The sequence below is a fragment of the Tolypothrix sp. VBCCA 56010 genome (assembly GCF_050875635.1).
Classification (GTDB): Bacteria; Cyanobacteriota; Cyanobacteriia; order Cyanobacteriales; family Nostocaceae; genus Hassallia.
Genome location: NZ_JBPAOH010000006.1, coordinates 46,666 through 68,203, shown reverse-complemented (window position 1 = coordinate 68,203; position 21,538 = coordinate 46,666). Strand labels below are relative to the sequence as shown.

The following is a 21,538-nucleotide window of genomic DNA, read 5'->3' as shown; positions in this document are numbered from 1 at the left end:
TACAAACGCAAATAAATGCTCATGAAAAACTTTTGCTGCTTAGGTTTGATAATTGCATCTACTTTTCGTCAACCCTGATAATTCACATGGTTCGCAGCATCTTCCCAGGATACCACACTTTCTGTGCTCTTAAAATGAAGAAAGCAGCAATAGAATCGTTGCCGCAACCTTTCTCGCCTAATTATGGACATTAACCAATTTCAGCCAGGACAAATTGTGTCTTTAGAACATGACGCAAAACGCCTGTATGCAGAAGTCATTCAAGTTGTCGTTTCCCGTCAGTTGTGCTGGGTGCGTCCTTTGATGTTAGTTGCTTTCATTGAAGAACCGCCGATAATAACTGACCTGCGAGATGCTTCTGACCTGCTTTGGTCGATAAATTTATTTCAACCCGCCTTAGACACAGAAGTTATTACGTTGTTAAGTCAAATTTTTGCCAAAGAACCAAAACACGAGCTTGATTGTGATGCTAAACAGCAACTCAATCAATTTTTGCACTTTTTTTGGCAAGCGCACAAAGAAAAACCAGAAAATAAAGACTAAAGGAATTTTTTATCGCGTTGTATAATTCTCTGCTTTGGGCGTGCGCCTAGAAGCGAGTAATAGGAATGCATGGCAATTAACTACTGAAATCATGAAAATATCGTTATGCCAAAAAACCAAAGGTCTACTTAGTAGAAAAATCCCAGTAGTGGTATTGCCACTATTCCTGCACTGCTTCTACTACAAAAGTATTTATAAATTTGGTAATTTCGTTACAAAATGCAAATTAACTTAATGTCTTCAACAATTATTTAAACTTCTCAATCAAAATTACGATTAAAGGCTAGAAACCAACTTAATTCTACCTGCATCCATCTCTGCCATTAAGAGTTCTAAAGCTTCATAATCAACATCAGAAATGTAACCCATTTGAGTCAATTCTGAATTGATTTCGTTTTCAATTTCTGGAGTTAATTTTTTAATAAAAAGCGCTCTTTCTACTAATTGACGAATAGCGTACTGAGTTCTCATATACAATAAAGCAATTACAATTGTTACCAATTATCCAAGGTATTGTCTGGTATAGAGAGTGATCCAGATCTATATATACCTGTGATCTAAATCACAATATTATCGGTTAGATAATTTGCCATTAATCAGGCATCTGCCAATGGGAAGAGAGACACACAGAGATACTTGAATCTTGCTTCAATCAGCTTGACTCATTGGTTGACAAAGGTATATAGACATAACCACAGATGAGTCATCTACCCTAGGGTTGTATATATTGATTGTTTTTTAAGTAAAGGAAAAATTTTGTATATTTAAATACTGTTTTTTAGACAGTTATGAAAATCTTTAAATATATAGGCTCTGGTAATAAAGATTCTGCAAAGAGACGTAATACGAATGGTCGATGTAAGAGAAAAGAGATTATGGTCAAATACATCTATCTTTACAGTTGAATAATTTTAATAGGATCTAAAATGCAAGCCGTACTAGAATCTGCAAAAATTGCTGTTTTTCGTCCCCAAAGCTGTTTAAATGCCGCAAACGCCTTAGAATTTGAGCGAGACTTGACAGCAGCCTTGACGCAAAATGATATTTCTATCTTGGTTGTAGATTTGGCAGCAGTAGAATCTTTAGACAGCGCCGGTTTGATGGCTTTAGTTTCCGCGCTGAAGCTAGCTCAAAGTTTAGGACGGCGTTTTAGCCTTTGCGCTGTATCACCGGCAATAAAAATTATATTTGAATTAACGCAACTTGATGAAGTTTTTGAAATAATTGAAGGTACGGCACAGTTGCCAGCAGTCTGACAACATATAGCAATCATATATGATTTGATGCCTAGAAACCCGGTAACTCCTGCGAAACCGGGTTTCTAAAGTTTTAATTTATTTCAAGCGATGTTGACAAACCTAATCAATGCTAAGGTTGGAGGTGAGAGCTAGACTTAATCGTAAAATTATTGACCAAAATTATCACGCCAAATCGTCATTCAGCTGAAGTACGATCGGTGGTATAATCGCCTTAATGCCGAAAATCAAGGCTTAATTATTCGGTTTGTAAACCGCAGTTCTGTCAAAACTGACCAGCCTGTTACAAGGTCGAACGGGAAGTCCACGTTTCGTTAAATTGGTTGAAAATAGTGGGTGACTCATGGCTAAAAGCTTCAACCAGTGCTTCGACGTGGCTCAACAACCATATTTAATCTTGATTAGGGTGGGCTACACCCGAATTTACGCCTGTGGACAAGAAGGAGCCGACTCCCTTGGGTGAAACAGGAAGCAGACCCTTCAGGAGCAATCTTGATTGAATGGTAAGGCTTAGATAAGTTTAACCAAGTTTTGTGTAGCATCATAAGAATTTAAGTAGCTAGAAGATAGCACAGTGGCTGTTCCAGTTGAAAATTTAATTACATCGGATATTTTAAAGCCAGCTCGTTATCTCGGTAACGAACTGGGTGCAGTACATAAACCTTGGGATACGGCGACAACACGTTGGGTATTAACTTATCCAGAAGTATATGAAGTCGGCGCATCTAACTTAGGGCATATCATTCTCTATAACATTTTGAATGCCCAGCCGCGCTCGTTATGCGATCGCGCTTACCTACCAGCACCAGACCTGGCAGCTAAACTACGGGCAACGCATACACCGCTGTTTGCAGTAGAATCAAAGCGATCGCTAACTGAATTCGACATTCTTGGTTTTAGCCTCAGTTATGAACTGGGTGCAACCAATATCCTAGAAATGTTGGATTTGGCTGGGATTCCCCTCACATGGCTTGAAAGATTAGAGGGAAATTATCCTTTAATTTTCGCCGGGGGACAAACGGCAACATCGAATCCGGAACCTTACGCCGATTTCTTCGATTTTATTGCCCTGGGCGATGGCGAGGAATTACTACCAGAAATTAACTTGGTGTTGGCAGAAGGTAAAGCATCTGGCTTAAGCCGACAAGAGTTATTGCTAGACTTGGCGCAGATACCTGGCGTATACGTACCCCAATTTTACAATATGGCAGAGGATGGCTCAGTTCATCCTTCGCGCCCAGATGTGCCAAAACGAATTTTGCGAAGAGTAGCGACTCCCATACCCGCATATTCTACCGGGCTGGTTCCTTATATGGAAACAGTACACGATCGCCTAACAATTGAAATTCGGCGCGGTTGTACTCGCGGTTGTCGCTTTTGTCAACCCGGAATGCTTACCCGACCAGCACGGGATGTAGAACCAGAAAAAGTGGTAGAAGCAATAACCAAGGGAATGCGGGAAACTGGTTATAATGAGTTTTCTCTTTTATCCTTGAGTTGTTCCGATTATTTGTCCCTGCCAGCAGTAGGGATGGAAATCAAAAACCGTTTAAAAAATGAGAATATTTCTTTAACTCTACCAAGTCAACGAGTAGACAGATTTGATGAAAATATCGCCAACATCTTAGGTGGTACCCGCCAAGGTGGTCTAACCTTTGCCCCAGAAGCGGGAACCCAGCGAATGCGGGATATTGTAAATAAAGGTTTGACAAATGAAGAATTGCTGCGCGGTGTAAAAACAGCGAGCGAGCAAGGTTGGGATAAAATCAAGTTATACTTTATGATTGGCTTACCGGGTGAAACCGATGCCGATGTTATAGGCATAGCGGAAACAGTAAGCTGGCTAAAGCGAGAATGTTGGGCTAAGGGGAGAAAAACTTTAAATTTTAACTTGACAATTTCTAACTTTACCCCTAAGCCGCATACGCCGTTTCAATGGCATTCAGTTTCTACTGCTGAATTTAAGCGCAAGCAAAATTTACTACGCCAAGAATTTCGCCGAATGAAAGCAGTAAAGGTGAACTTCACCGATGTGCGAATTTCGGCAATGGAGGACTTTATTGGACGAGGCGATCGCACTTTATCCAAAGTAGTGCGTCGTGCTTGGGAATTGGGTGCAGGAATGGATTCCTGGTATGACAATGTAGAGCAAGCTTATCAAGCTTGGGGAATTGCGATCGCCCAAGTCGGTCTAAATTGGAAATACCGCCAAATCGAAAATGGCGAATGGAATTTGTTTGGGGACTCCTTGGAGGACAAGGAGGACAAGGGGGACTCCTTGGAGGACAAGGAGGACAAGGGAGAATCTGCTTCCTCATCTCCCTCATCTCCCCCCTCTCCCTTGTCTCCCTTGTCCCCCCCCTCCCCCCCTCTCCCCCTCCCCCACTCCCTCGACACCCCCCTACCTTGGGACCACATCGACACGGGAATTGACAAAAAGTGGCTGAAGGAAGATTTGCAACGCGCTTTGTCAGCAGCAACCGTCCCTGACTGTTCTTTTGATGGTTGTTCTCATTGTGGTGTTTGCGGCACCGATTTCGGACATAATATTGTAATAGCTCCACTGCAAATCCCGGAATTTGCTGGGGAGTTTGTTCCCAACACCACTAAGGCACAACGGCTGCGGGTTCGGTTTGGCAAGCAGGGTGATATGGCTTTAGTAAGTCACTTGGATTTACTTCGTTTGTTTGATAGAGCCTTGCGACGTGCGGGATTGCCGATTTCTTTTACTGGTGGTTTTCATCCGATGCCACGCATTTCTTTAGCAAATGCCTTGGCATTGGGAGCTAGCAGTAGTGGTGAAATTGTCGATTTTGAGTTAAATCAAGTAGTTGAAGTAGAGGCTTTCCGCCAACAGTTAGCTGATGCTTTACCCACAGACATACCAATATATAATGTGGAAGAACTAGATTTAAAAGCAAGTGCTGCTACCCAACTTTTGGAGGCTGCGGAGTATTTGATTACCGTGGCTGCATTGGAAGAGATGCCATCGGCCAAATGGCAAGAATCAATTGATACAATCAAAACAACAGATGAGATTTGGTACGAGCAAAAAACTAAGTCAGGCAAGACTCATGTGATAAATCTGCGCGATCGCCTATTCGATATAGAATTATTAGAAACTAAAACGCAACTCGCAGAATCTACAGGTATCCTGCGTTATGTGGGTAGCTGTCGGAATGATGGTACGCTGTTGCGTCCTGAACAAATCCTGTTTATGCTAGAACAAGTGGCGAATGTAGAATTTCAATTGCTGCACATCCACCGAAATCGACTAATTCTGGGAGTATAATCCCTATGAGGGCAACTTGCTAGTAGTTGTCCTCAAACAGTAGATCGTGGGAATTGATTTTTAGCAAGGTTGCGTTAGAATTAGATGAAGAGAATTTCTGGCGCTGCATTGAGCGATCTGGTTCACTACCCTGATAATCCGGGGGCGAAACCGAAGATAAAAGAAGTGCAACTTCTAGGATTTTATCCTAGACTTGCTGAGGCAGATTAAAGAACACACTCTTTTATAGCTATTCGCGGTCGAATCAGCAATCAATAACAGCCTTTGTCAGCAATGACTCTATGCTTTTTCAAACAATTGCTGAATGCCTAATCCCCAGGTGGTAATGGCGATGCATCAAAAATCAACCACGGACGGTTGATTTAATTGCTTACAACAATATGCATTCGTTCTGGAATAATCAGGCGTGTAAACGCAACTCCCTAGTCAATCGCTCTTTAACTTTGAGCCGAAATTCGCAATATTTATTATCAGCAGCGCATTTTTGGGCTGGCAGAGGCGAGAGGTATAACCCGACTCCAGAACTATTTGTGCTGCCAATTTTCGAGGAAATTGAATGCCAAAACAAATTATAATCGCGGAACAGCATCAGATTGCTGCGGTATTTTCCGAAGATCAAATACAAGAACTAGTAGTAGCCACCGGTCATCACCAAATAGGTGATATTTATTTAGGGGTCGTAGAAAATGTATTACCTGGGATAGATGCGGCTTTTGTTAATATAGGAGATCCAGAGCGAAACGGCTTTATTCATGTAACAGATTTAGGACCATTAAAGCTGAAGCGTACCGCAGCGGCAATTACAGAACTACTGACACCGCAGCAAAAAGTGTTAGTGCAAGTAATGAAAGAGCCAACAGGTACTAAAGGACCGAGGCTCACAGGTAATATCACCATGCCCGGACGGTATGTAGTGCTGATGCCTTATGGACGAGGCGTAAATTTATCCCGTCGGATTAAAAGTGAAAGCGAGCGCAACCGCTTGCGGGCACTGGCGATTTTGATTAAACCTGCCGGAATGGGTTTGTTAGTTCGCACCGAAGCCGAAGGCAAGCCAGAAGAAGCGATTATCGAAGATTTAGAAGTGCTGCAAAAGCAGTGGGAAGCAATTCAACAAGAAGCTCAATCTACCCGCGCACCAGCACTACTGAATCGAGACGATGATTTTATTCAGCGCGTGCTGCGAGATATGTATGGCGCGGATGTCAATCGGATTGTGGTAGATTCGAGTACTGGTTTGAAGCGAGTAAAGCAGTACTTGCAAAATTGGAGTGGTGGGCAGACACCACAAGGATTGTTGATTGACCATCACCGCGATCGCTCTGGAATATTAGAATACTTCCGGATTAATGCCGCAATTCGCGAAGCACTCAAACCAAGAGTAGATTTGCCTTCTGGAGGTTACATCATCATCGAGCCAACCGAAGCATTAACGGTGATAGATGTCAACTCAGGTTCATTTACGCGATCGGCAACAGCTAGAGAAACCGTTTTGTGGACGAACTGCGAAGCCGCAACCGAAATTGCTCGCCAGCTACGTCTGCGAAATGTTGCTGGGGTGATAGTCGTCGATTTTATCGATATGGAATCGCGCCGCGATCAATTGCAAGTCTTAGAACATTTTAACAAAGCTCTCAAAGCAGACAAAGCTCGTCCTCAAATTGCTCAACTAACCGAACTAGGCTTAGTAGAACTTACCCGCAAACGTCAAGGGCAAAACATCTACGAATTGTTTGGTCAAACTTGTCCTACCTGTGGCGGTTTAGGGCATATAATACATCTGCCGGGAGAAACTGAAAACAGATTACCAACACCAGCAGAATTACCAGAGCGTTTTGTATCTATGCCGCATAGAGAACCGCGTTTACCAGCAACCAGCATAACAGAACGACGGGAAAGCTATGAAGGATTTAATGAAGGATTAGATACTGACTCGGAATTGAATCCGATGAATCTAAATCATCCCAGCTATCAAGAGATAGGAGATAACAAGCGTGGTGGTGGTGTTCGCAGGCGTCGTCGAATTAGTATAAATGGAGGCAACGGCAAAGAAGAGCCACGAGTTATCGCCAATCCGCTGTCTTTTGTCAACGACCCAGACTTAGAAATTGATAGCGAACCGGAACCACCAGGAACTCCAGAAATATCCTTACCCAGTATTAACAAAGCTCCTTGGACTGATAGAACAGAGCGGATAAAAATTACTAAGGCAGAGCCAGTTAAACCAGTGGTAGAACCACCGGAAATTGTTTCTGTAGAAATGACACCACAAGAGCAGGATGTTTTCGCTTTAATGGGAATTTCTCCTTTGGTGCGCTTGAATCGGGAAGTCAAAAATCCCAAGTCTGTGATTATTAACGTCACTCCACCAGGACAAACTCCAACTACACCGCCTGAATTTACCTCAGAAGTCAGCACTCCCGAAAGAGTAAGTACTTCCGAATCAACTGCTCCGGAAAGAGTAAATATTCCCGAAAGAGTAAATATTGGACTAACTCCAATTAAGAAGGTTGAGCCAAAAGTAGAACCACAACCACAACCAGAACCACAACCACAACCGGAATTGTTTACTGAGAATGTAACTCAACCATCGGGTTTTGCCGCGATTGTCGATGAAACTGAAGCTAACAGCCCCCCTGTTGACAAACGTCGTCGTCGCCGTCGGGGTTCTATGGATCTTGATGCCTAAAAGTTAAGTTTTGTAATGGTACAGAAAAAGCAAGCTGTCGTTTCTTTAGGATCAAAAACATCTCCCGGAGAATCGATTTGGCTGGAATTGTCTGGCTATTCAGATATTCAACAAGGGTTGATTGCAGGTGTAGATGAAGTGGGGCGGGGTGCGCTATTTGGTCCTGTAGTTGCGGCAGCAGTTATCCTACCAGAAAGCGCAATACCCGTTCTGATGGCGGCTAAAATTAAAGATAGTAAAAAGCTGTCTAGTTCTCGAAGAATTCAGTTAGCGCAGCAAATTTGTGCATTGGCGATAGACTGGAAAATCGGTTTTGCTTCAACTGCCGAAATTGACTCTATAAACATTTTGCAGGCAACACTTTTAGCAATGAAGCGTTCCGTGCTGAAGCTGAAGGTACAGCCTGCACTTTGCTTAATTGATGGCAATCAATTGGTGAAAGGCTTGTTAATGCCGCAACAAACAATAGTCAAAGGTGACGAGCGATCGCTTACCATTGCCTCTGCTAGTATTGTTGCGAAAGTGTGGCGTGACGATTTGGTGATGCGTCTGGCATCAAAATACCCTATGTATGACCTAGAACAAAACAAAGGTTATGGTAGCCAGCGACATCTAACCGCGCTGCAACACTACGGTGCTTCCCCGCTGCATCGTCGCTCATTTCGTCCTTGCCAAATTCAGCTTTGAGTAAAGAGTTAATTGTTGGTTGTTAGTTGACCAAATAATTATTAATTCATAATTCATAATTCATAATTACTTCGTGTCAAAGCCCCCACCGATTGTAATTATGAATTATGTTGACGATCAAAAGTCAACTAGCAACAATTACTCTGTACCGAGGATAGGTAATTTAGTACTGTTATCATCAACTTCTATTTCCTTAGTTTGCGATATTACCCAACGACGATAATCTGCCAATAGTTGATGTAACAATCTTTGCTTAACTGTCATCAAAACACTTTTTAGCAAACCATTGCCGGTAGTTTCTAAAATCGATGTTGGCATGAAGGAAAATGGCGGTGGTAACTCAACCTGCACCTCTAAATCAGCTTTTCCTTTTAAGAGAGTGTCAGCCGATCGCTCGTGGGGAGATAAATACCCTTTTAAATTTAGAGCAAAACGTTGGTTAATATATTCAACACCAAGAATTTCACAACCCACCGATCGCAAACAAATAGTTCCATTTGATTCTGCCCAAACTCTCATGTCTACAGTTGGCTGAATACTGAGTGTCATAAAAGTCAGCGGACGCATTTTTAAGCGAAATACTTCTTCCGAAAGTTGCTGAATGCGAGTGGGGTCAACTAAAGCATTAACTAGGCGTTGCGGTTGACGCAAGTAATGCTGAATGGGAATCGGCTGCTCTGGAACAGCGATTTCAACCGATAAAGAGGCAGTAAACCTGGTAGCCATGAGCAAACGAAATTGCGTATAGTAAAATAATTTTAAATTTTTTTGCCAATAAATTACTAATTATAAAGTTACTTGATGAACTTTTAACTCCTTAATACTGTTAACTTTACGTGCAATTGCGTAGCAAAATGTTATTTTAGTATATCCTTCAGTGTTGTCTCTCAACATCTAACCTCAGTTATAGTTATCGATTTTTTCGCCAAATACTGAGCTTTATTCATACAAAGAATTTAAATTTTATTTTCAACCACCTACGAAGCCAAATCGAAAATCTGCTGTGCGGTCAAGTTGAATTGGGGGAAGGTCGGGGAAACAATTAAAGTGTTTCCTGTAAATGAAGTCATCTGATATTCTCCATCAACCAAGTTACAAACAAAAATTGTCGGTTGCTTGGGGTTGCCGATAAACTTTCTTGCCCCCAGTGCTGCATAATCGATAATCCAATATTCCTGGATGCCCATTTCTTCATAATCCCGAAGTTTATCGTAGTAATCGTCACGCCAATTAGTTGAAACAACCTCGACGATTAATTTGACCGAATCAGGATTTTGGATAATCGATTCGCTTTCCCACCGGGGTTCTGCCCCAAGAACTTCTTTGTTCAAAACGATGATATCCGGCTCATAACCTGATTTTTCCCGTTTGGGTTTGGCGATCGCTTCTCTGGGAATAGTCCAGATGCCGCCAGAGCCACTCTGCCTGATAATTATCAATAGTTGCTCGATAAGGGAACCTGTTAGATTTGAATGTTTTCCCTTTGGCTTGGGCATTTCGATAATTACTCCGTCGTGCAGTTCGTACCGGTTGAATGAATTTTCGGGATACCAACTTATAAATTCATCGAAGCTGTATAGTTTGGGTTCGACTTGGGCTTGAGTCATAAATCATTTTTGGATTATTTTCAGCTTTTTGCGATCCGATAGTTTCAGCCGCTCTTGTTATCTGTTATGAATATAAACGGTAATTAAAGGCTAAAAACGATGAATCAATCGATTGCACATTTAGGACCTCCTGGCACTTACGCAGAACAAGCGGCTGTTTTTTATCTCAACTGGCTGGCGAAAAACAAGGGAATTGAAGCTAACTTGTGTCCTTATCCCAGCATTGCCCAGTCACTCCAAGCTGTTGCTCAAAGTAATGCACAGTTGGCTGTTGTGCCTGTGGAAAATTCTATAGAAGGAAGCGTGACAATGACGCTGGATTGGCTATGGCAACTGGAAACTTTGCGAATTCAGATGGCGTTGGTAATGCCGATCGCTCATGCGTTAATTTCCGGCGCTAGTAGCTTAGATAACATTAAAACAGTTTCTTCTCATCCGCAAGCTTTAGCGCAATGTCAGCGATGGTTGGAAAAATATCTGCCTAGCGTGCAGCTGATTCCCACTAATTCTACAACCGAGCCGCTACAACGCTTAGAACACGACAAAACGGCAGCAGTGATTTCATCTAGTAGGGCGGCGCAATTGTACAACTTGCCAATACTAGCTAGGGGAATTAACGACTATCCAGAAAACTGTACTCGCTTTTTGGTGGTAAGTCAAACTGAAGTAGACACAGCTTATCGAATAGCTTCAGCAAGTGCTAGTCATACTTCTTTGGCTTTCAGTATGCCTGCAAATACACCGGGTTCTTTGGTTAAACCGTTACAAATATTTGCCGAACTTGATATTAACCTTAGCAAAATTCAGTCTCGCCCGACAAAGCGATCGCTCGGAGAATACTTGTTTTTTATTGATTTAGAAGCAGATTCCACCGAGCAAAAAATGCAATCTGCTTTGGCTGAATTAAGCACTCACACAGAAGTATTAAAAATTTTTGGTAGTTACAATGTTCTACCAGCCAACGCTCTATAAGTTAACAGTCTAAAGTCTAAAGATACTTTAACTGTTGACTGTTGACTATTAACTCATTATTTATCATTAAAGGTGTCTTTGAGAACAGTCCGAGCTGCCAAATGATTGCGAGTAGAAGTCAAAATTTCTGCTTCGCGTTCTAAGCGAGCTGCGGTGTCTTGCATTTCTAACAATAACTGTTGCTCTGGGGCTACACCATAAAGGTTACTCGCTACCCAGTAAGATAATTCTATCGGCAAGTCTGGCAAATCTTCTGGTAGTTCGATATTTTGTTCGGTCAACTTAGATGATAGACGCACAACATCTCGCAGCAGTTGTTCTACATCTGTTGCTAAAGGTCGTAAATCTTTGCTTGGTGGGTGGTCTTCAATCCACTCAACTAAACCAACACGATATGGCTTTTCTCTGACATATTCTAGGACGCGAAATCTTTGTTGTCCTAAAGTTAGCATCTTCATGCGGTCATCTGGCAGGCGTTGGTAATGAATAATTTCCGCACAGCAGCCAACGTTGGAAATTGTGCCTTTTGCTTGATCGTACATCAAAACACCAAACCTGCGATCGCTCTCCAGAATCGTGTTCATCATGATTCTGTAGCGAAATTCAAAAATATGTAGTGGTAATGGTCTGGTAGGAAATAGAACTACTTCGGGTAACGGGAACAGAGGTAGTTCGCGAACCGCAATTTTAGAAGAAGATGCCATTGTTGCCTTGGTATAAATTTAATCTTTAAAAGATATTATTTTTTGCTTTTCCCGTTTATTGCTTACATTCTACCATTTGTTTTCCGGCTAAATAAAAAGCCCTGAGACATATTTCTTCAGGGCTTTGTAAATATTCATACTAAGGATGTTGGGCAATGGGCAATGGGCAATGGGCAATGGGCAATGGGAGATTTTTTCCATGCCCTATGCCCCATGCCCTATGCCCCATGCCCCACTATCCATTTACAATTTCACTTCAATATCCACACCAGATGGCAAATCAAGTTTCATCAAAGCATCAATAGTTTTAGAAGAAGGCTGATAGATGTCAATAATGCGGCGATGGGTGCGAGTTTCAAAGTGTTCTCGTGAGTCTTTATCGACGTGAGGCGATCGCAGTACGCAATAAATTCTGCGTTTTGTTGGTAAAGGAATCGGTCCTATGGCTGTAGCGTTAGTCCGGTTAGCTGTGTCTACAATCTTCTCGCAAGATGTATCCAGTAAGCGGCGGTCAAAAGCCTGTAAGCGAATTCTAATTTTCTGCTGTTGTAGAGTTGCCATCTTTAATTGTCCAGGTTCTGATTAATTAGGGGACTGGGGAGTGGGGAGTAGGGAGTAGTGAGTGGTAATTTCTTTTTTTACCCTATTCCCTACTGCCTATTCCCCACTCCCTAAATTTGAGGTCAGAGAAAGGAGCAGAGAGGCATTATACCATCTCTGCTCCATATTTTGATTAAATTACAGAAGTGTTACTTCAGGATTTTGGATACGACACCCGCACCGATGGTGCGACCACCTTCACGAATAGCGAAGCGCATACCTTGTTCAATAGCGATCGGGTTGATTAATTCCACACTCATTTTAATCCGGTCTCCAGGCATCACCATTTCTGCCTCTTTGCCATCATCGGAAGTGAATGCTGTAATCGTGCCTGTTACGTCTGTTGTCCGCACATAAAACTGAGGACGATAGCCAGAGAAAAATGGAGTCTTGCGACCACCTTCTTTTTCTGTCAGCACGTACACTTCACCTTCAAATTGGGTGTGGGGAGTAATCGAACCGGGTTTTGCTAGCACCATACCGCGTTCAATATCAGTTTTCTGAATACCGCGCAATAGTACACCGGCGTTATCCCCAGCCATACCCTGGTCAAGACTCTTCTTGAACATCTCAATACCAGTTACGGTAGTGGCGCGAGTGTTTCTGATACCCACTAGTTCAACGTTATCGCCTACTTTGACTATACCCCGCTCAATCCGACCTGTGGCAACAGTACCACGACCTGTGATGGAGAATACGTCTTCAATCGCCATTAAGAAAGGCTTATCGACATCTCGCTCAGGAGTGGGGATAAACGAATCTACAGAGTCCATCAACTCATAGATTTTATCTACCCACTCATTTTCACCGCGTTGGGTCTTAGGATTCTTGGTCATAGCTTCCAGAGCTTGCAGACCAGAACCTTTGATAATGGGGATGTCGTCACCAGGGAAATCGTAGCTAGAAAGCAATTCTCTCAGTTCTAGTTCTACTAGTTCCAATAGTTCTGGGTCATCCATCAAGTCTTCTTTGTTCAAGAAGACAACCAAGCTGGGTACACCCACCTGCTTTGCTAACAAAATGTGTTCGCGAGTTTGGGGCATGGGACCATCGGTAGCAGCTACTACAAGGATGCCTCCATCCATTTGTGCTGCACCGGTGATCATGTTCTTCACATAGTCAGCGTGTCCGGGACAGTCTACGTGAGCATAGTGACGATTTTCGGTTTCGTACTCAACGTGAGCGGTATTAATTGTAATACCCCGTGCCTTTTCTTCGGGTGCGTTATCGATTTGATCGTAACCCTTAGCCACAGCTTGACCCAAAGCAGCTAAGGTCATCGTGATAGCTGCTGTTAAAGTAGTTTTACCGTGGTCAACGTGCCCAACAGTACCGATATTTATGTGGGGTTTATTCCTTTCAAACTTTGCGCGTGCCATTAATCCTCGTTTCCTTTATCTAATTAAGCGTTCCCTTTGCTTTTAGCAATGATTGCCTCTGCCACGTTACGAGGCACTTCGTCGTAGTTGCTAAACTCCATTGAGAAGATGCCCCGACCTTGGGTTTTAGACCGGATGTCAGTAGCGTAGCCAAACATTTCTGCCAATGGTACTTTAGCAGTTACTTTGGCAATTCCCTGCTCAGATCCCATCCCCTCAATTTGCCCACGACGGGAATTGAGGTCGCCCATAACATCTCCAAGGAAGTTTTCGGGAACTTCTACCTCAACTTTCATCATAGGCTCTAACAGGACAGGTGAGGCTTTCATGACAGCCTCTTTCATCGCCATTGAGCCAGCGATTTTGAAAGCCATTTCCGACGAGTCTACATCGTGGTAAGAACCATCAACCAACGTTGCTTTGACATCAATTAATGGATATCCAGCGAGAACACCGCTTTCACAGCTTTCTTTCATTCCTTGTTCGGCAGGTCCGATGTACTCTTTCGGTACGATACCACCGACAATCTTGGAAACAAATTCAAAGCCAGTTCCTGGTTCTCCGGGTTCTAAATTGATGACAACATGACCGTATTGACCTTTACCACCACTCTGACGGATAAATTTGCCTTCTACTCTGTTGACACCTTTACGAATGGTTTCGCGGTAAGCTACTTGTGGCGCACCAACATTCGCTTCTACCTTAAATTCTCGCAACATGCGGTCTACAAGAATTTCTAGGTGTAACTCTCCCATCCCTGCAATCACGGTTTGGTTTGTTTCTTGGTCAACACTGACACGGAAGGTGGGGTCTTCTTCCGAAAGTGATTGCAACGCCTTGGATAATTTATCCATGTCGTTCTTGGTTTTGGGTTCAACCGCTACCGAGATGACAGGTTCAGGAATAAACAGCGATTCCAGAATAACTGGTGAGCCGTCATCACAAAGGGTGTCACCTGTCAAGGTATCTTTTAATCCCAACGCGGCTCCTAAATCACCTGCACGCAGTTCCTCGACATCTTGCCGCTCATCTGCTTTCAAAACCACCAAACGGGAAATCCGCTCTTTTTTATTCTTGGTGGCGTTGAGGACGTAGCTACCCTTTTTGAGAACCCCAGAATAAACACGGACAAAGGTAAGGCGACCGTAAGGGTCAGCCATAATTTTGAATGCCAAAGCCGATAGAGGTTCGTTGTCATCAGCGCGACGCTCAACGGTATCACCATTCAGCAGCGTGCCTTGAATTGGCGGTACTTCAGTTGGTGCTGGCAGGTAATCTACAACTGCATCTAACATCAATTGCACGCCTTTATTTTTAAAGGCGGAACCGCATAGTACTGGGACAATCGTACCTGCAATGGTGCCTTTACGCAGAGCAGTACTGATTTCTTCTGTTGTTAGTTCTTCGCCCTCGAAGTACTTGGTCATCAGATCGTCATCGGTTTCTGACACTGCTTCTACTAACTTGACGCGGTATTCTTCCGCTTTTTCTTGCATGTCGGCGGGGATATCCGTTTCTTGGATATCTGTTCCCTGGTCATTGTTGTAGATGTATGCACGCATCTGCACTAAGTCAACAATGCCTTTGAAGTCGTTTTCGGCACCGATGGGCAGCTGAATGGCGATCGCATTTGCCCGCAGGCGATCGCGCATCTGATCGTGAACTCGATAAAAGTTCGCCCCTGTGCGATCCATTTTGTTAATAAAGGCGATCCGAGGCACTTTGTAACGGTCTGCTTGCCGCCACACTGTCTCTGACTGCGGTTGCACGCCGCCCACTGAACAAAATACTGCAATTACACCATCCAACACCCGCATCGAACGTTCAACTTCAATCGTGAAGTCAACGTGACCCGGTGTATCGATAATGTTAATTTGATGATCTTTCCAACTGGTTGTAATCGCAGCGGCAGTGATGGTAATTCCCCGCTCCCGCTCTTGTTCCATCCAGTCTGTTACGGCTGTTCCCTCGTGGACTTCACCGATTTTGTGAATAATGCCAGAGTAAAATAATATTCTCTCTGTTGTTGTTGTCTTGCCCGCATCTATATGCGCCGCAATCCCAATGTTGCGTACTTTCTCTAGTGGGATCGTACGTGCCACAGCTGCCTCCTAAGTTTTCGCCTCATGATATCTTGTATATTACACTTTGTTAAGTTTGTATACTTTTACGGAAAACCGCCTTTTTTTATAGAAATCCACGATATACCGCTTTTTTACTAGCGATATATCGGTTCTCTACGTAGTTTAGGCATCCTGTTATGTAACACAGGTAAGAATGCCAGTTAGTAACGATAGTGAGCAAAAGCTTTGTTAGCTTCAGCCATCCGGTGCGTTTCTTCGCGTTTGCGAATGGCGTTTCCGGTTTCGTTGGCAGCATCCATTAATTCATTTGCCAGTCTGCTTGCCATTGTGCGTCCGGGTCTAGCCCTTGAAAACTGCACCAGCCAGCGCAATGCTAGGGTGGTACCGCGATCATTACGTACTTCCATCGGTACTTGATAGGTTGCTCCACCAACCCGACGAGCTTTTACTTCTACTAAAGGCGTTGCATTTCGCACTGCTCTTTCAAAGGTTTCTAAGGCATTCGCTCCAGTGCGTTCCTCAATTGTTTTTAAAGCATCATAAACAATCCGGGCGGCAAGTGATTTCTTGCCATGACGCATTATCCGCCGAATTATCATGCTAACAAGACGACTGTTATACACGGAGTCAGACGGAACTGGGCGCTTTTTAATAACACCACGACGAGACATACTTTACCCTTACTTCGGATTTGCGAACCAGATTATATGCGTTACATGCGATCGCTGCGACGCTCTCTCAACTTAACTTGTTGCCCAAAACTTGACACAACAAGGCGACAATATTATATACCTTAATATCAAACAAAATTAAAATGCTGCTGTCGCTCTTCAGCATTCTAAAAAATCCTGCACGCACCGGGTGTAGGTGGAAGCTTTACCAATTTAACTTGATTTCACCTAAACTAGCTACCATCTCTGATGGCTGCCGTTTCTGAGCAAGCCTCCGGCAAACAAGCATACCCTTGGGGAAGCTGCTTTACGTCTACACTAACGTTAACCGTTTTTTGGCGCTATACACAAAGCTGAAGCAATTAATCGCTATTTAATGCGATTAATTAACTATCATTCTATTTTTTCGCTTCTTTCGGACGCTTGGTTCCGTATTTGGAACGACCTTGCTTGCGGTCTTTGACTCCGGCTGTATCTAAGGTGCCACGAATTATGTGGTATCTCACGCCTGGTAAGTCCTTGACCCGACCGCCACGAATCATCACAACGGAATGCTCTTGCAGGTTGTGACCAATTCCGGGAATGTAAGCTGTGACTTCAAATCCCGAAGTCAGTCGTACCCGTGCTACTTTACGTAGAGCTGAGTTCGGTTTTTTCGGTGTAGTTGTGTATACTCTTGTACAAACGCCTCGACGTTGAGGGCATTGCTTCAGAGCTGGGGACTTGGTTTTCTGACGCGCTTTTTCGCGTTCAGTTCGGATGAGCTGCTGTATGGTTGGCATGAGTTACAGCGCGTGAAGCTGCTTTAAGGTCTAAGTTTTCAACAAATCCTTATTATATCGTTTTCTGGGGGTTTTGTGTCAAATATTTGTTGGTTGTAGGGCATGGGGCATGGGGCATTGGGTAGGCAGTGCCGTGCGGAGGTTCCCTCCGTTGAGGCACCTGCCGTCATTGGTAATGGGTAATCGGTAATGGGTAATGGGAATCGGATAAATTTTTCCTTGTCTTTTTGTCTTTTTGTCCCCTTGTCCCCATGCCCTATGCCCTATGCCCCACTATCCACTATCTACTGACTGATAGAGAAAGAATTGCCGCAGCCACAGGTAGCGATCGCTCTTTGATTATGAAAGCGAAAACCACCGCCCATAAGATCCTCTGAATAATCGAGTATTAAACCATTGATATAATCTAAGCTGGCAGGGTCTATGAGTATTCGGATGCCGTGAGAATCAAAGAGGCGATCGTCATCTTTCACCGCATCATCAAAAGAAATATCATAAAACCACCCCGAACAACCACCGGGTTTGACTGCCAAGCGAACGAAAATATTTGACAGCAGCTGCTTTGATTTTAATCGCCCAATTTCGCTGACGGCTGCTTGACTCAGTTCAATCATAAAATTTACGTTCTTAAGTTGAAAACCCCATCTTCATATTACAGATGGGGTTAGTATTTAAGGCTGCTTTGCAAACCTTTGATATTTTCAATCGCGATTGACACGCCCAGTTAGCAAAGACGTTTTTTACTCACCAAAATCCGCTATGAACGCCGACACTTACGCACAGCCGCGTCCAGGCTTCCAAGCCGATCGGGGCGACCTGCGAGATATGATAGAAACACAAAGGCGAATTATCTACTTTTGACAGCGGTCTTTGAGTTTTCATCATTAGTACGGGCGTAGTCATCTTGGTAGCGCACAATATCATCTTCGCCTAAGTATTCTCCATTTTGGACTTCAATCAACACCAAAGGAATGACACCAGGATTTTCTAGACGGTGAGTTGTACATTGAGGTACGTAGGTTGACTGATTATTGCTTAGTACCACTTCGCGATCGCCACAAACTACCTTAGCTGTACCAGAAACGACAATCCAGTGTTCGCTGCGGTGATGGTGCATTTGCAAGCTAAGGCGGTGTCCCGGCTTAACTTCGATGCGCTTGATTTTGTATCCGCGCCCTTCTTCCAAAACCGTGAAAGAACCCCAAGGACGCAACTCGGTTGCAGCAACGCCTCTAGGAGTGCCGGCTGGAGGTATGGGCAGTGTGTTGATTTGTGTTGTTTCAGAAAATTGAGCCATAAGTTACCTCATTAGGAGACATGACAAATTGCTTGTACTCTTTACCATTGATGAAAAAATATGGCGCAATGTAGCAACCGTGAAAATAAGCAATTCAGTTCACCTTTGCCAAACATAGCAGAACCACATTAAATGGTGTAATCGGTAACTACTGAAATTTCTGTATCTACACCAAGTCTTCATTAAGTAAGAGCAAAGCTTTGACTAACCTTTAAGAAAGGGAGTGGGGGAGTGGGGGAGTGGGGGAGTGGGGGAATGAGGGGCAGGGGGCAGGGGGCAGGGAGACAAGGGGAGCCAGCGCCGTGCGGAGGTCACGAACGTTGAGGCGCCTGGCACAGGACAAGGGGAGCCAGCGCCGTGCGGAGGTCACGAACGTTGAGGCGTCTGGCACAGGACAAGGGGGAAATTCCTCTTCCTTGTCTCCCTTGTCTCCCTTGTCTCCTTGTCTCCTTGTCTCCCCCTCCCCCCCTCTCCCCCTCTCCCTCATCGGGGTTGGAGAAAAATACCGATTCCGTTGTGGACGCGGGCGGCGGTGTTGGGGGAACGGTCGAGTAGTTGTCCTCCTAAGTACAGGCTGGTAGAACTACCGCCGTCTAAATTAAGGGCGTTCACACACCCCATACGCTGCATCAATTGGGCGTGTTCTGTCAAGGTGGGACCTGCACCACCTGCGCGATTATGAACGGCAGCAATCATTACTGTGCCTGTTGCTGTTGTACAGATGGCGCTGCGAATCGCTTTTTCGGCAATAAAGGCATCGCTGAATTTTTCGGCTTTGGCATCAAGGACAATTTGATTATTTTGTACTAATAGCGGTCCTGCGCCAATAATGTTGGGGTAACGGCTAAAATCAACGGGAGTGGTGGTGCTGGAAATGCGTAAGCTAGTGCCAATGGGCAATAGATTCGCATTATTGACGGCGTTACCGCGCAAGACTAGCAGGTAGCCATTTTGAGGAATATTGACAGGGATGCTAGCGTCACCAGCTTTGCCGCCTAAGAATTGATTGGTAACTTGGTTATTTTGGACGACGAGAATGATTTCGTTGTCGGTAAGGAAGGTGTAGGTTCCCCATGCGGGGGTGTAACGGGCGATACCGCTTTGAACGTAACCACTGTTGACAAATGAAATCGGTAGCTGCTGGTTATTGGAGGTGGTTAAGGTTTCTGCTAAGGTGAGACGACCAAAGTAAAATTGTCCGGAGTCATTCCAAGCGATCGCTCCTCGGTTGAGTATTGGACTAGATAACCATTGATTATCCCGACGAATCGCACCTAAAGGTAAGCGATTATTGCGGTTAAAATAACCACCATTAATTCCAGCTACGGCTAAGTATTGTTGCGCTGTTTGAATTAAAGGGGCAGTCCCTGTAAGAGTATTGAGGTTGGTTATTATTGGTTTCAGCTTTAATCCCACGGTGCGGGGATTAACTTCTAACCAAACAACCGGAAATCGTTCTGTGCCTAAATTGACAATCTGCTGTCGCCAGCGCAACCCCTGCGCCCAGGTAATATCTTTTTCTATTAATGCATCGGGGCGAATATCAACAATCAGGCGATCGGGGTTTGGTATAGTACTTATCCGGGGCGCTAGACCAAAGGGGACACTCAAATGAATTATCGTTTGGTTGTTGACCACTTCCACTTGTTGAATAAGTGGTTCTGGAATCGGTTCCGGGGTTGTTTCCGGAATTGGTGCTGGTATTATTACTGGTGGTAATTGTTTGAGAAAATTTGGCAGTTGTAATGGTGCTGGTGCTGGTGCAGGAGGAGTATAGCGTTGCAGCAAAACCGGATCGGCGATGCCATCTAAGGTAAGTATCCACTCTCTATTTGGCGGTGCGGAGGTTTTGGGGGTGACTGTATCCGGGTCGGGTGGCAGCGCTTTTTTAATTGGTAACTCTTGTCTAATTTGCCAAGCAGTAGGGCGATCTAAATTTACAACGATGCGAGCCTGTTGAAGAGAAGCAACGCCAACAGTTGAAGATTGTGGACTTTGACTAATATCTGTTACTTTTGCGACTGGGGTGGAAATCACCAATGTGTTGCCATTAACTTGCATCTGCCATTGAGATGTTTTTGCAAAATTAGTGATATCTAAATACCGATATCCTCCTGCCAAGACGCTGCTTAAAACCACTGGCTTTGTCTGAAGCGAAAACCACTGTACTGGCTGTTTGCTGGGATTGTTGCTGTTTAAAAAATCTACTCCAACTAATTGCCTGAGTGCCCCATCACTTAGATAAGTGCTAAATGAGCCTGATTTAGAACGTTTTTGTAACCAAATACCTGGTAAGGTACGACCATTGAGGAAAATTTGATTACCATAAGAGATCACCCCTGTCAAAGGAGGTTGAGGTAACTGTTGAGTCAAAATCGGTGCTAATTTTACTTCTACCGGAGACTGCTGGGCAAGAGTGGGAAAGGTAGCAGATAAGCACAGTACTGTTGAAATTATTGGCGAGACAAAAGTTGAAAAAAATTTTCTATTGCCCTTATTAGCAATAGCTTTACGGTCTTCTTCTCGGCAAAAATTGAGCATTTTCACCATAACTTACTAGGTAATTTGGAAAACTATTACGGACAAGATGAATTAACTAATGTTTCTTAATATCAAAAAATCCTGACATCAAGTTTGAACTACAACGTGATAATCTATATCTTGGAGTGTTGTATTTTATAAAATTCAACGAGTAGTTTACCTACCAAAACCACTGCAATTTCCGTGTGTTGACTAACACTTTAAGCCAACCAGACGATAGCGGTAGTCTTGGTGATTAAAGTTGAATTTAAGTCTTCCATCCTTACGGATGGTTGCAACTTAAGCGAGGTAGTGGTGGTAGTAACACAGGTGGCAATGGGTAGAAACGCAAAATTTCCATAACAACAAAGATTTAGGAATTGTCAAATGGGCATATAGTGTAATACGCTGCTAAATATTGTTAAATATAAAGAATTTCAGCTTTAAAAACAGTG

21 protein-coding genes are annotated in these 21,538 nt (G+C 43.8%); 7 read left to right on the top strand and 14 right to left on the bottom strand.

The window, feature by feature from the left end:
* The first annotated feature begins 183 nt into the window (after window positions 1–183).
* Window positions 184–543 carry a hypothetical protein gene (locus AABK37_RS03585; protein WP_432550230.1) on the top strand — a complete coding sequence of 120 codons (360 nt, stop codon included), beginning with the start codon at window positions 184–186 and terminating at the stop codon, window positions 541–543.
* Window positions 544–819: 276 nt separating this feature from the next.
* On the opposite strand, the gene AABK37_RS03580 is transcribed toward AABK37_RS03585, so the two are convergent.
* Window positions 820–1,014 carry a hypothetical protein gene (locus AABK37_RS03580; RefSeq protein WP_432550229.1) on the bottom strand — a complete coding sequence of 65 codons (195 nt, stop codon included), beginning with the start codon at window positions 1,012–1,014 and terminating at the stop codon, window positions 820–822.
* A 455-nt stretch (window positions 1,015–1,469) separates the two neighbouring features.
* Between AABK37_RS03580 and AABK37_RS03575 the strand changes: the two genes are divergently transcribed.
* From AABK37_RS03575 to AABK37_RS03555, 5 genes are all read left to right on the top strand, one after another.
* Entirely contained in the window at window positions 1,470–1,799 is a 330-nt protein-coding gene (locus tag AABK37_RS03575) for an STAS domain-containing protein (RefSeq protein ID WP_432550228.1), read from the top strand.
* Window positions 1,800–2,373: 574 nt separating this feature from the next.
* Window positions 2,374–5,091: a TIGR03960 family B12-binding radical SAM protein gene (locus AABK37_RS03570; RefSeq protein WP_432550227.1), complete on the top strand. Its 2,718-nt coding sequence runs from the start codon at window positions 2,374–2,376 to the stop codon at window positions 5,089–5,091.
* An 84-nt stretch (window positions 5,092–5,175) separates the two neighbouring features.
* Window positions 5,176–5,301, top strand: coding sequence for a hypothetical protein (locus tag AABK37_RS03565; protein WP_432550226.1), 126 nt, complete (start codon window positions 5,176–5,178; stop codon window positions 5,299–5,301).
* Window positions 5,302–5,647: 346 nt separating this feature from the next.
* Window positions 5,648–7,780: an Rne/Rng family ribonuclease gene (locus AABK37_RS03560; protein WP_432550225.1), complete on the top strand. Its 2,133-nt coding sequence runs from the start codon at window positions 5,648–5,650 to the stop codon at window positions 7,778–7,780.
* A 15-nt stretch (window positions 7,781–7,795) separates the two neighbouring features.
* The gene (locus AABK37_RS03555; protein WP_432550224.1) at window positions 7,796–8,467 is read left to right on the top strand and encodes a ribonuclease HII; all 672 of its coding nucleotides are present in this window, start codon (window positions 7,796–7,798) and stop codon (window positions 8,465–8,467) included.
* 138 nt (window positions 8,468–8,605) lie between these two features.
* Here the strand turns inward: AABK37_RS03555 and AABK37_RS03550 are convergent, their stop codons facing one another.
* Together AABK37_RS03550 and AABK37_RS03545 are read right to left on the bottom strand one after the other, a co-directional pair.
* A complete protein-coding gene (locus AABK37_RS03550; protein ID WP_432550223.1) occupies window positions 8,606–9,193 on the bottom strand; it encodes a DUF1997 domain-containing protein in 588 nt (195 codons plus the stop codon).
* Between the two features lie 251 nt (window positions 9,194–9,444).
* A complete protein-coding gene (locus tag AABK37_RS03545) occupies window positions 9,445–10,074 on the bottom strand; it encodes a Uma2 family endonuclease (protein WP_432550222.1) in 630 nt (209 codons plus the stop codon).
* A 99-nt stretch (window positions 10,075–10,173) separates the two neighbouring features.
* On the opposite strand from AABK37_RS03545, the gene pheA reads away from it, so the two are divergent.
* A complete protein-coding gene (gene pheA, locus AABK37_RS03540) occupies window positions 10,174–11,046 on the top strand; it encodes a prephenate dehydratase (RefSeq protein ID WP_432550221.1) in 873 nt (290 codons plus the stop codon).
* Window positions 11,047–11,102: 56 nt separating this feature from the next.
* On the opposite strand, the gene AABK37_RS03535 is transcribed toward pheA, so the two are convergent.
* The 11 genes from AABK37_RS03535 to AABK37_RS03485 form a co-directional block, all read right to left on the bottom strand.
* Window positions 11,103–11,750 carry an LON peptidase substrate-binding domain-containing protein gene (locus tag AABK37_RS03535; protein WP_432550220.1) on the bottom strand — a complete coding sequence of 216 codons (648 nt, stop codon included), beginning with the start codon at window positions 11,748–11,750 and terminating at the stop codon, window positions 11,103–11,105.
* Window positions 11,751–11,993: 243 nt separating this feature from the next.
* Complete coding sequence (gene rpsJ, locus AABK37_RS03530) at window positions 11,994–12,311, bottom strand: 30S ribosomal protein S10 (RefSeq protein WP_008232935.1); 318 nt, start codon at window positions 12,309–12,311, stop codon at window positions 11,994–11,996.
* Window positions 12,312–12,499: 188 nt separating this feature from the next.
* A complete protein-coding gene (gene tuf, locus AABK37_RS03525; protein ID WP_432550219.1) occupies window positions 12,500–13,729 on the bottom strand; it encodes an elongation factor Tu in 1,230 nt (409 codons plus the stop codon).
* A gap of 23 nt (window positions 13,730–13,752) precedes the next feature.
* Complete coding sequence (gene fusA / locus AABK37_RS03520) at window positions 13,753–15,831, bottom strand: elongation factor G (protein WP_432550218.1); 2,079 nt, start codon at window positions 15,829–15,831, stop codon at window positions 13,753–13,755.
* 182 nt (window positions 15,832–16,013) lie between these two features.
* Window positions 16,014–16,484, bottom strand: a complete 471-nt coding sequence (rpsG, locus tag AABK37_RS03515; RefSeq protein WP_039742496.1) for a 30S ribosomal protein S7 — start codon at window positions 16,482–16,484, stop codon at window positions 16,014–16,016.
* Between the two features lie 398 nt (window positions 16,485–16,882).
* Complete coding sequence (rpsL, locus tag AABK37_RS03510; protein WP_006196398.1) at window positions 16,883–17,266, bottom strand: 30S ribosomal protein S12; 384 nt, start codon at window positions 17,264–17,266, stop codon at window positions 16,883–16,885.
* Window positions 17,267–17,304: 38 nt separating this feature from the next.
* Window positions 17,305–17,436, bottom strand: coding sequence for a hypothetical protein (locus AABK37_RS03505; protein WP_432550217.1), 132 nt, complete (start codon window positions 17,434–17,436; stop codon window positions 17,305–17,307).
* Window positions 17,437–17,550: 114 nt separating this feature from the next.
* Window positions 17,551–17,880, bottom strand: a complete 330-nt coding sequence (locus tag AABK37_RS03500; protein ID WP_432550216.1) for a HesB/IscA family protein — start codon at window positions 17,878–17,880, stop codon at window positions 17,551–17,553.
* Window positions 17,881–18,113: 233 nt separating this feature from the next.
* A complete protein-coding gene (locus AABK37_RS03495) occupies window positions 18,114–18,563 on the bottom strand; it encodes a phosphomannose isomerase type II C-terminal cupin domain (protein WP_432550215.1) in 450 nt (149 codons plus the stop codon).
* Between the two features lie 211 nt (window positions 18,564–18,774).
* Window positions 18,775–19,050 carry a hypothetical protein gene (locus AABK37_RS03490; protein WP_432550214.1) on the bottom strand — a complete coding sequence of 92 codons (276 nt, stop codon included), beginning with the start codon at window positions 19,048–19,050 and terminating at the stop codon, window positions 18,775–18,777.
* Complete coding sequence (locus AABK37_RS03485; protein ID WP_432550213.1) at window positions 19,047–21,113, bottom strand: phosphodiester glycosidase family protein; 2,067 nt, start codon at window positions 21,111–21,113, stop codon at window positions 19,047–19,049. Before AABK37_RS03485 ends, AABK37_RS03490 begins: the two co-directional genes overlap by 4 nt.
* Window positions 21,114–21,538: the final 425 nt, after the last annotated feature.

Excerpts from the sequence above, each read along its gene's own strand:
- AABK37_RS03585 (WP_432550230.1), top strand. The coding sequence starts at position 184 with ATGGACATTAACCAATTTCAGCCAGGACAAATTGTGTCTTTAGAACAT.
- AABK37_RS03580 (WP_432550229.1), bottom strand. The coding sequence starts at position 1,014 with ATGAGAACTCAGTACGCTATTCGTCAATTAGTAGAAAGAGCGCTTTTT.
- AABK37_RS03575 (WP_432550228.1), top strand. The coding sequence starts at position 1,470 with ATGCAAGCCGTACTAGAATCTGCAAAAATTGCTGTTTTTCGTCCCCAA.
- AABK37_RS03565 (WP_432550226.1), top strand. The coding sequence starts at position 5,176 with ATGAAGAGAATTTCTGGCGCTGCATTGAGCGATCTGGTTCACTACCCT.
- AABK37_RS03560 (WP_432550225.1), top strand. The coding sequence starts at position 5,648 with ATGCCAAAACAAATTATAATCGCGGAACAGCATCAGATTGCTGCGGTA.
- AABK37_RS03555 (WP_432550224.1), top strand. The coding sequence starts at position 7,796 with ATGGTACAGAAAAAGCAAGCTGTCGTTTCTTTAGGATCAAAAACATCT.
- AABK37_RS03550 (WP_432550223.1), bottom strand. The coding sequence starts at position 9,193 with ATGGCTACCAGGTTTACTGCCTCTTTATCGGTTGAAATCGCTGTTCCA.
- AABK37_RS03545 (WP_432550222.1), bottom strand. The coding sequence starts at position 10,074 with ATGACTCAAGCCCAAGTCGAACCCAAACTATACAGCTTCGATGAATTT.
- pheA (WP_432550221.1), top strand. The coding sequence starts at position 10,174 with ATGAATCAATCGATTGCACATTTAGGACCTCCTGGCACTTACGCAGAA.
- AABK37_RS03535 (WP_432550220.1), bottom strand. The coding sequence starts at position 11,750 with ATGGCATCTTCTTCTAAAATTGCGGTTCGCGAACTACCTCTGTTCCCG.
- rpsJ (WP_008232935.1), bottom strand. The coding sequence starts at position 12,311 with ATGGCAACTCTACAACAGCAGAAAATTAGAATTCGCTTACAGGCTTTT.
- tuf (WP_432550219.1), bottom strand. The coding sequence starts at position 13,729 with ATGGCACGCGCAAAGTTTGAAAGGAATAAACCCCACATAAATATCGGT.
- rpsG (WP_039742496.1), bottom strand. The coding sequence starts at position 16,484 with ATGTCTCGTCGTGGTGTTATTAAAAAGCGCCCAGTTCCGTCTGACTCC.
- rpsL (WP_006196398.1), bottom strand. The coding sequence starts at position 17,266 with ATGCCAACCATACAGCAGCTCATCCGAACTGAACGCGAAAAAGCGCGT.
- AABK37_RS03505 (WP_432550217.1), bottom strand. The coding sequence starts at position 17,436 with ATGACGGCAGGTGCCTCAACGGAGGGAACCTCCGCACGGCACTGCCTA.
- AABK37_RS03500 (WP_432550216.1), bottom strand. The coding sequence starts at position 17,880 with ATGATTGAACTGAGTCAAGCAGCCGTCAGCGAAATTGGGCGATTAAAA.
- AABK37_RS03495 (WP_432550215.1), bottom strand. The coding sequence starts at position 18,563 with ATGGCTCAATTTTCTGAAACAACACAAATCAACACACTGCCCATACCT.
- AABK37_RS03490 (WP_432550214.1), bottom strand. The coding sequence starts at position 19,050 with ATGAGGGAGAGGGGGAGAGGGGGGGAGGGGGAGACAAGGAGACAAGGA.
- AABK37_RS03485 (WP_432550213.1), bottom strand. The coding sequence starts at position 21,113 with ATGGTGAAAATGCTCAATTTTTGCCGAGAAGAAGACCGTAAAGCTATT.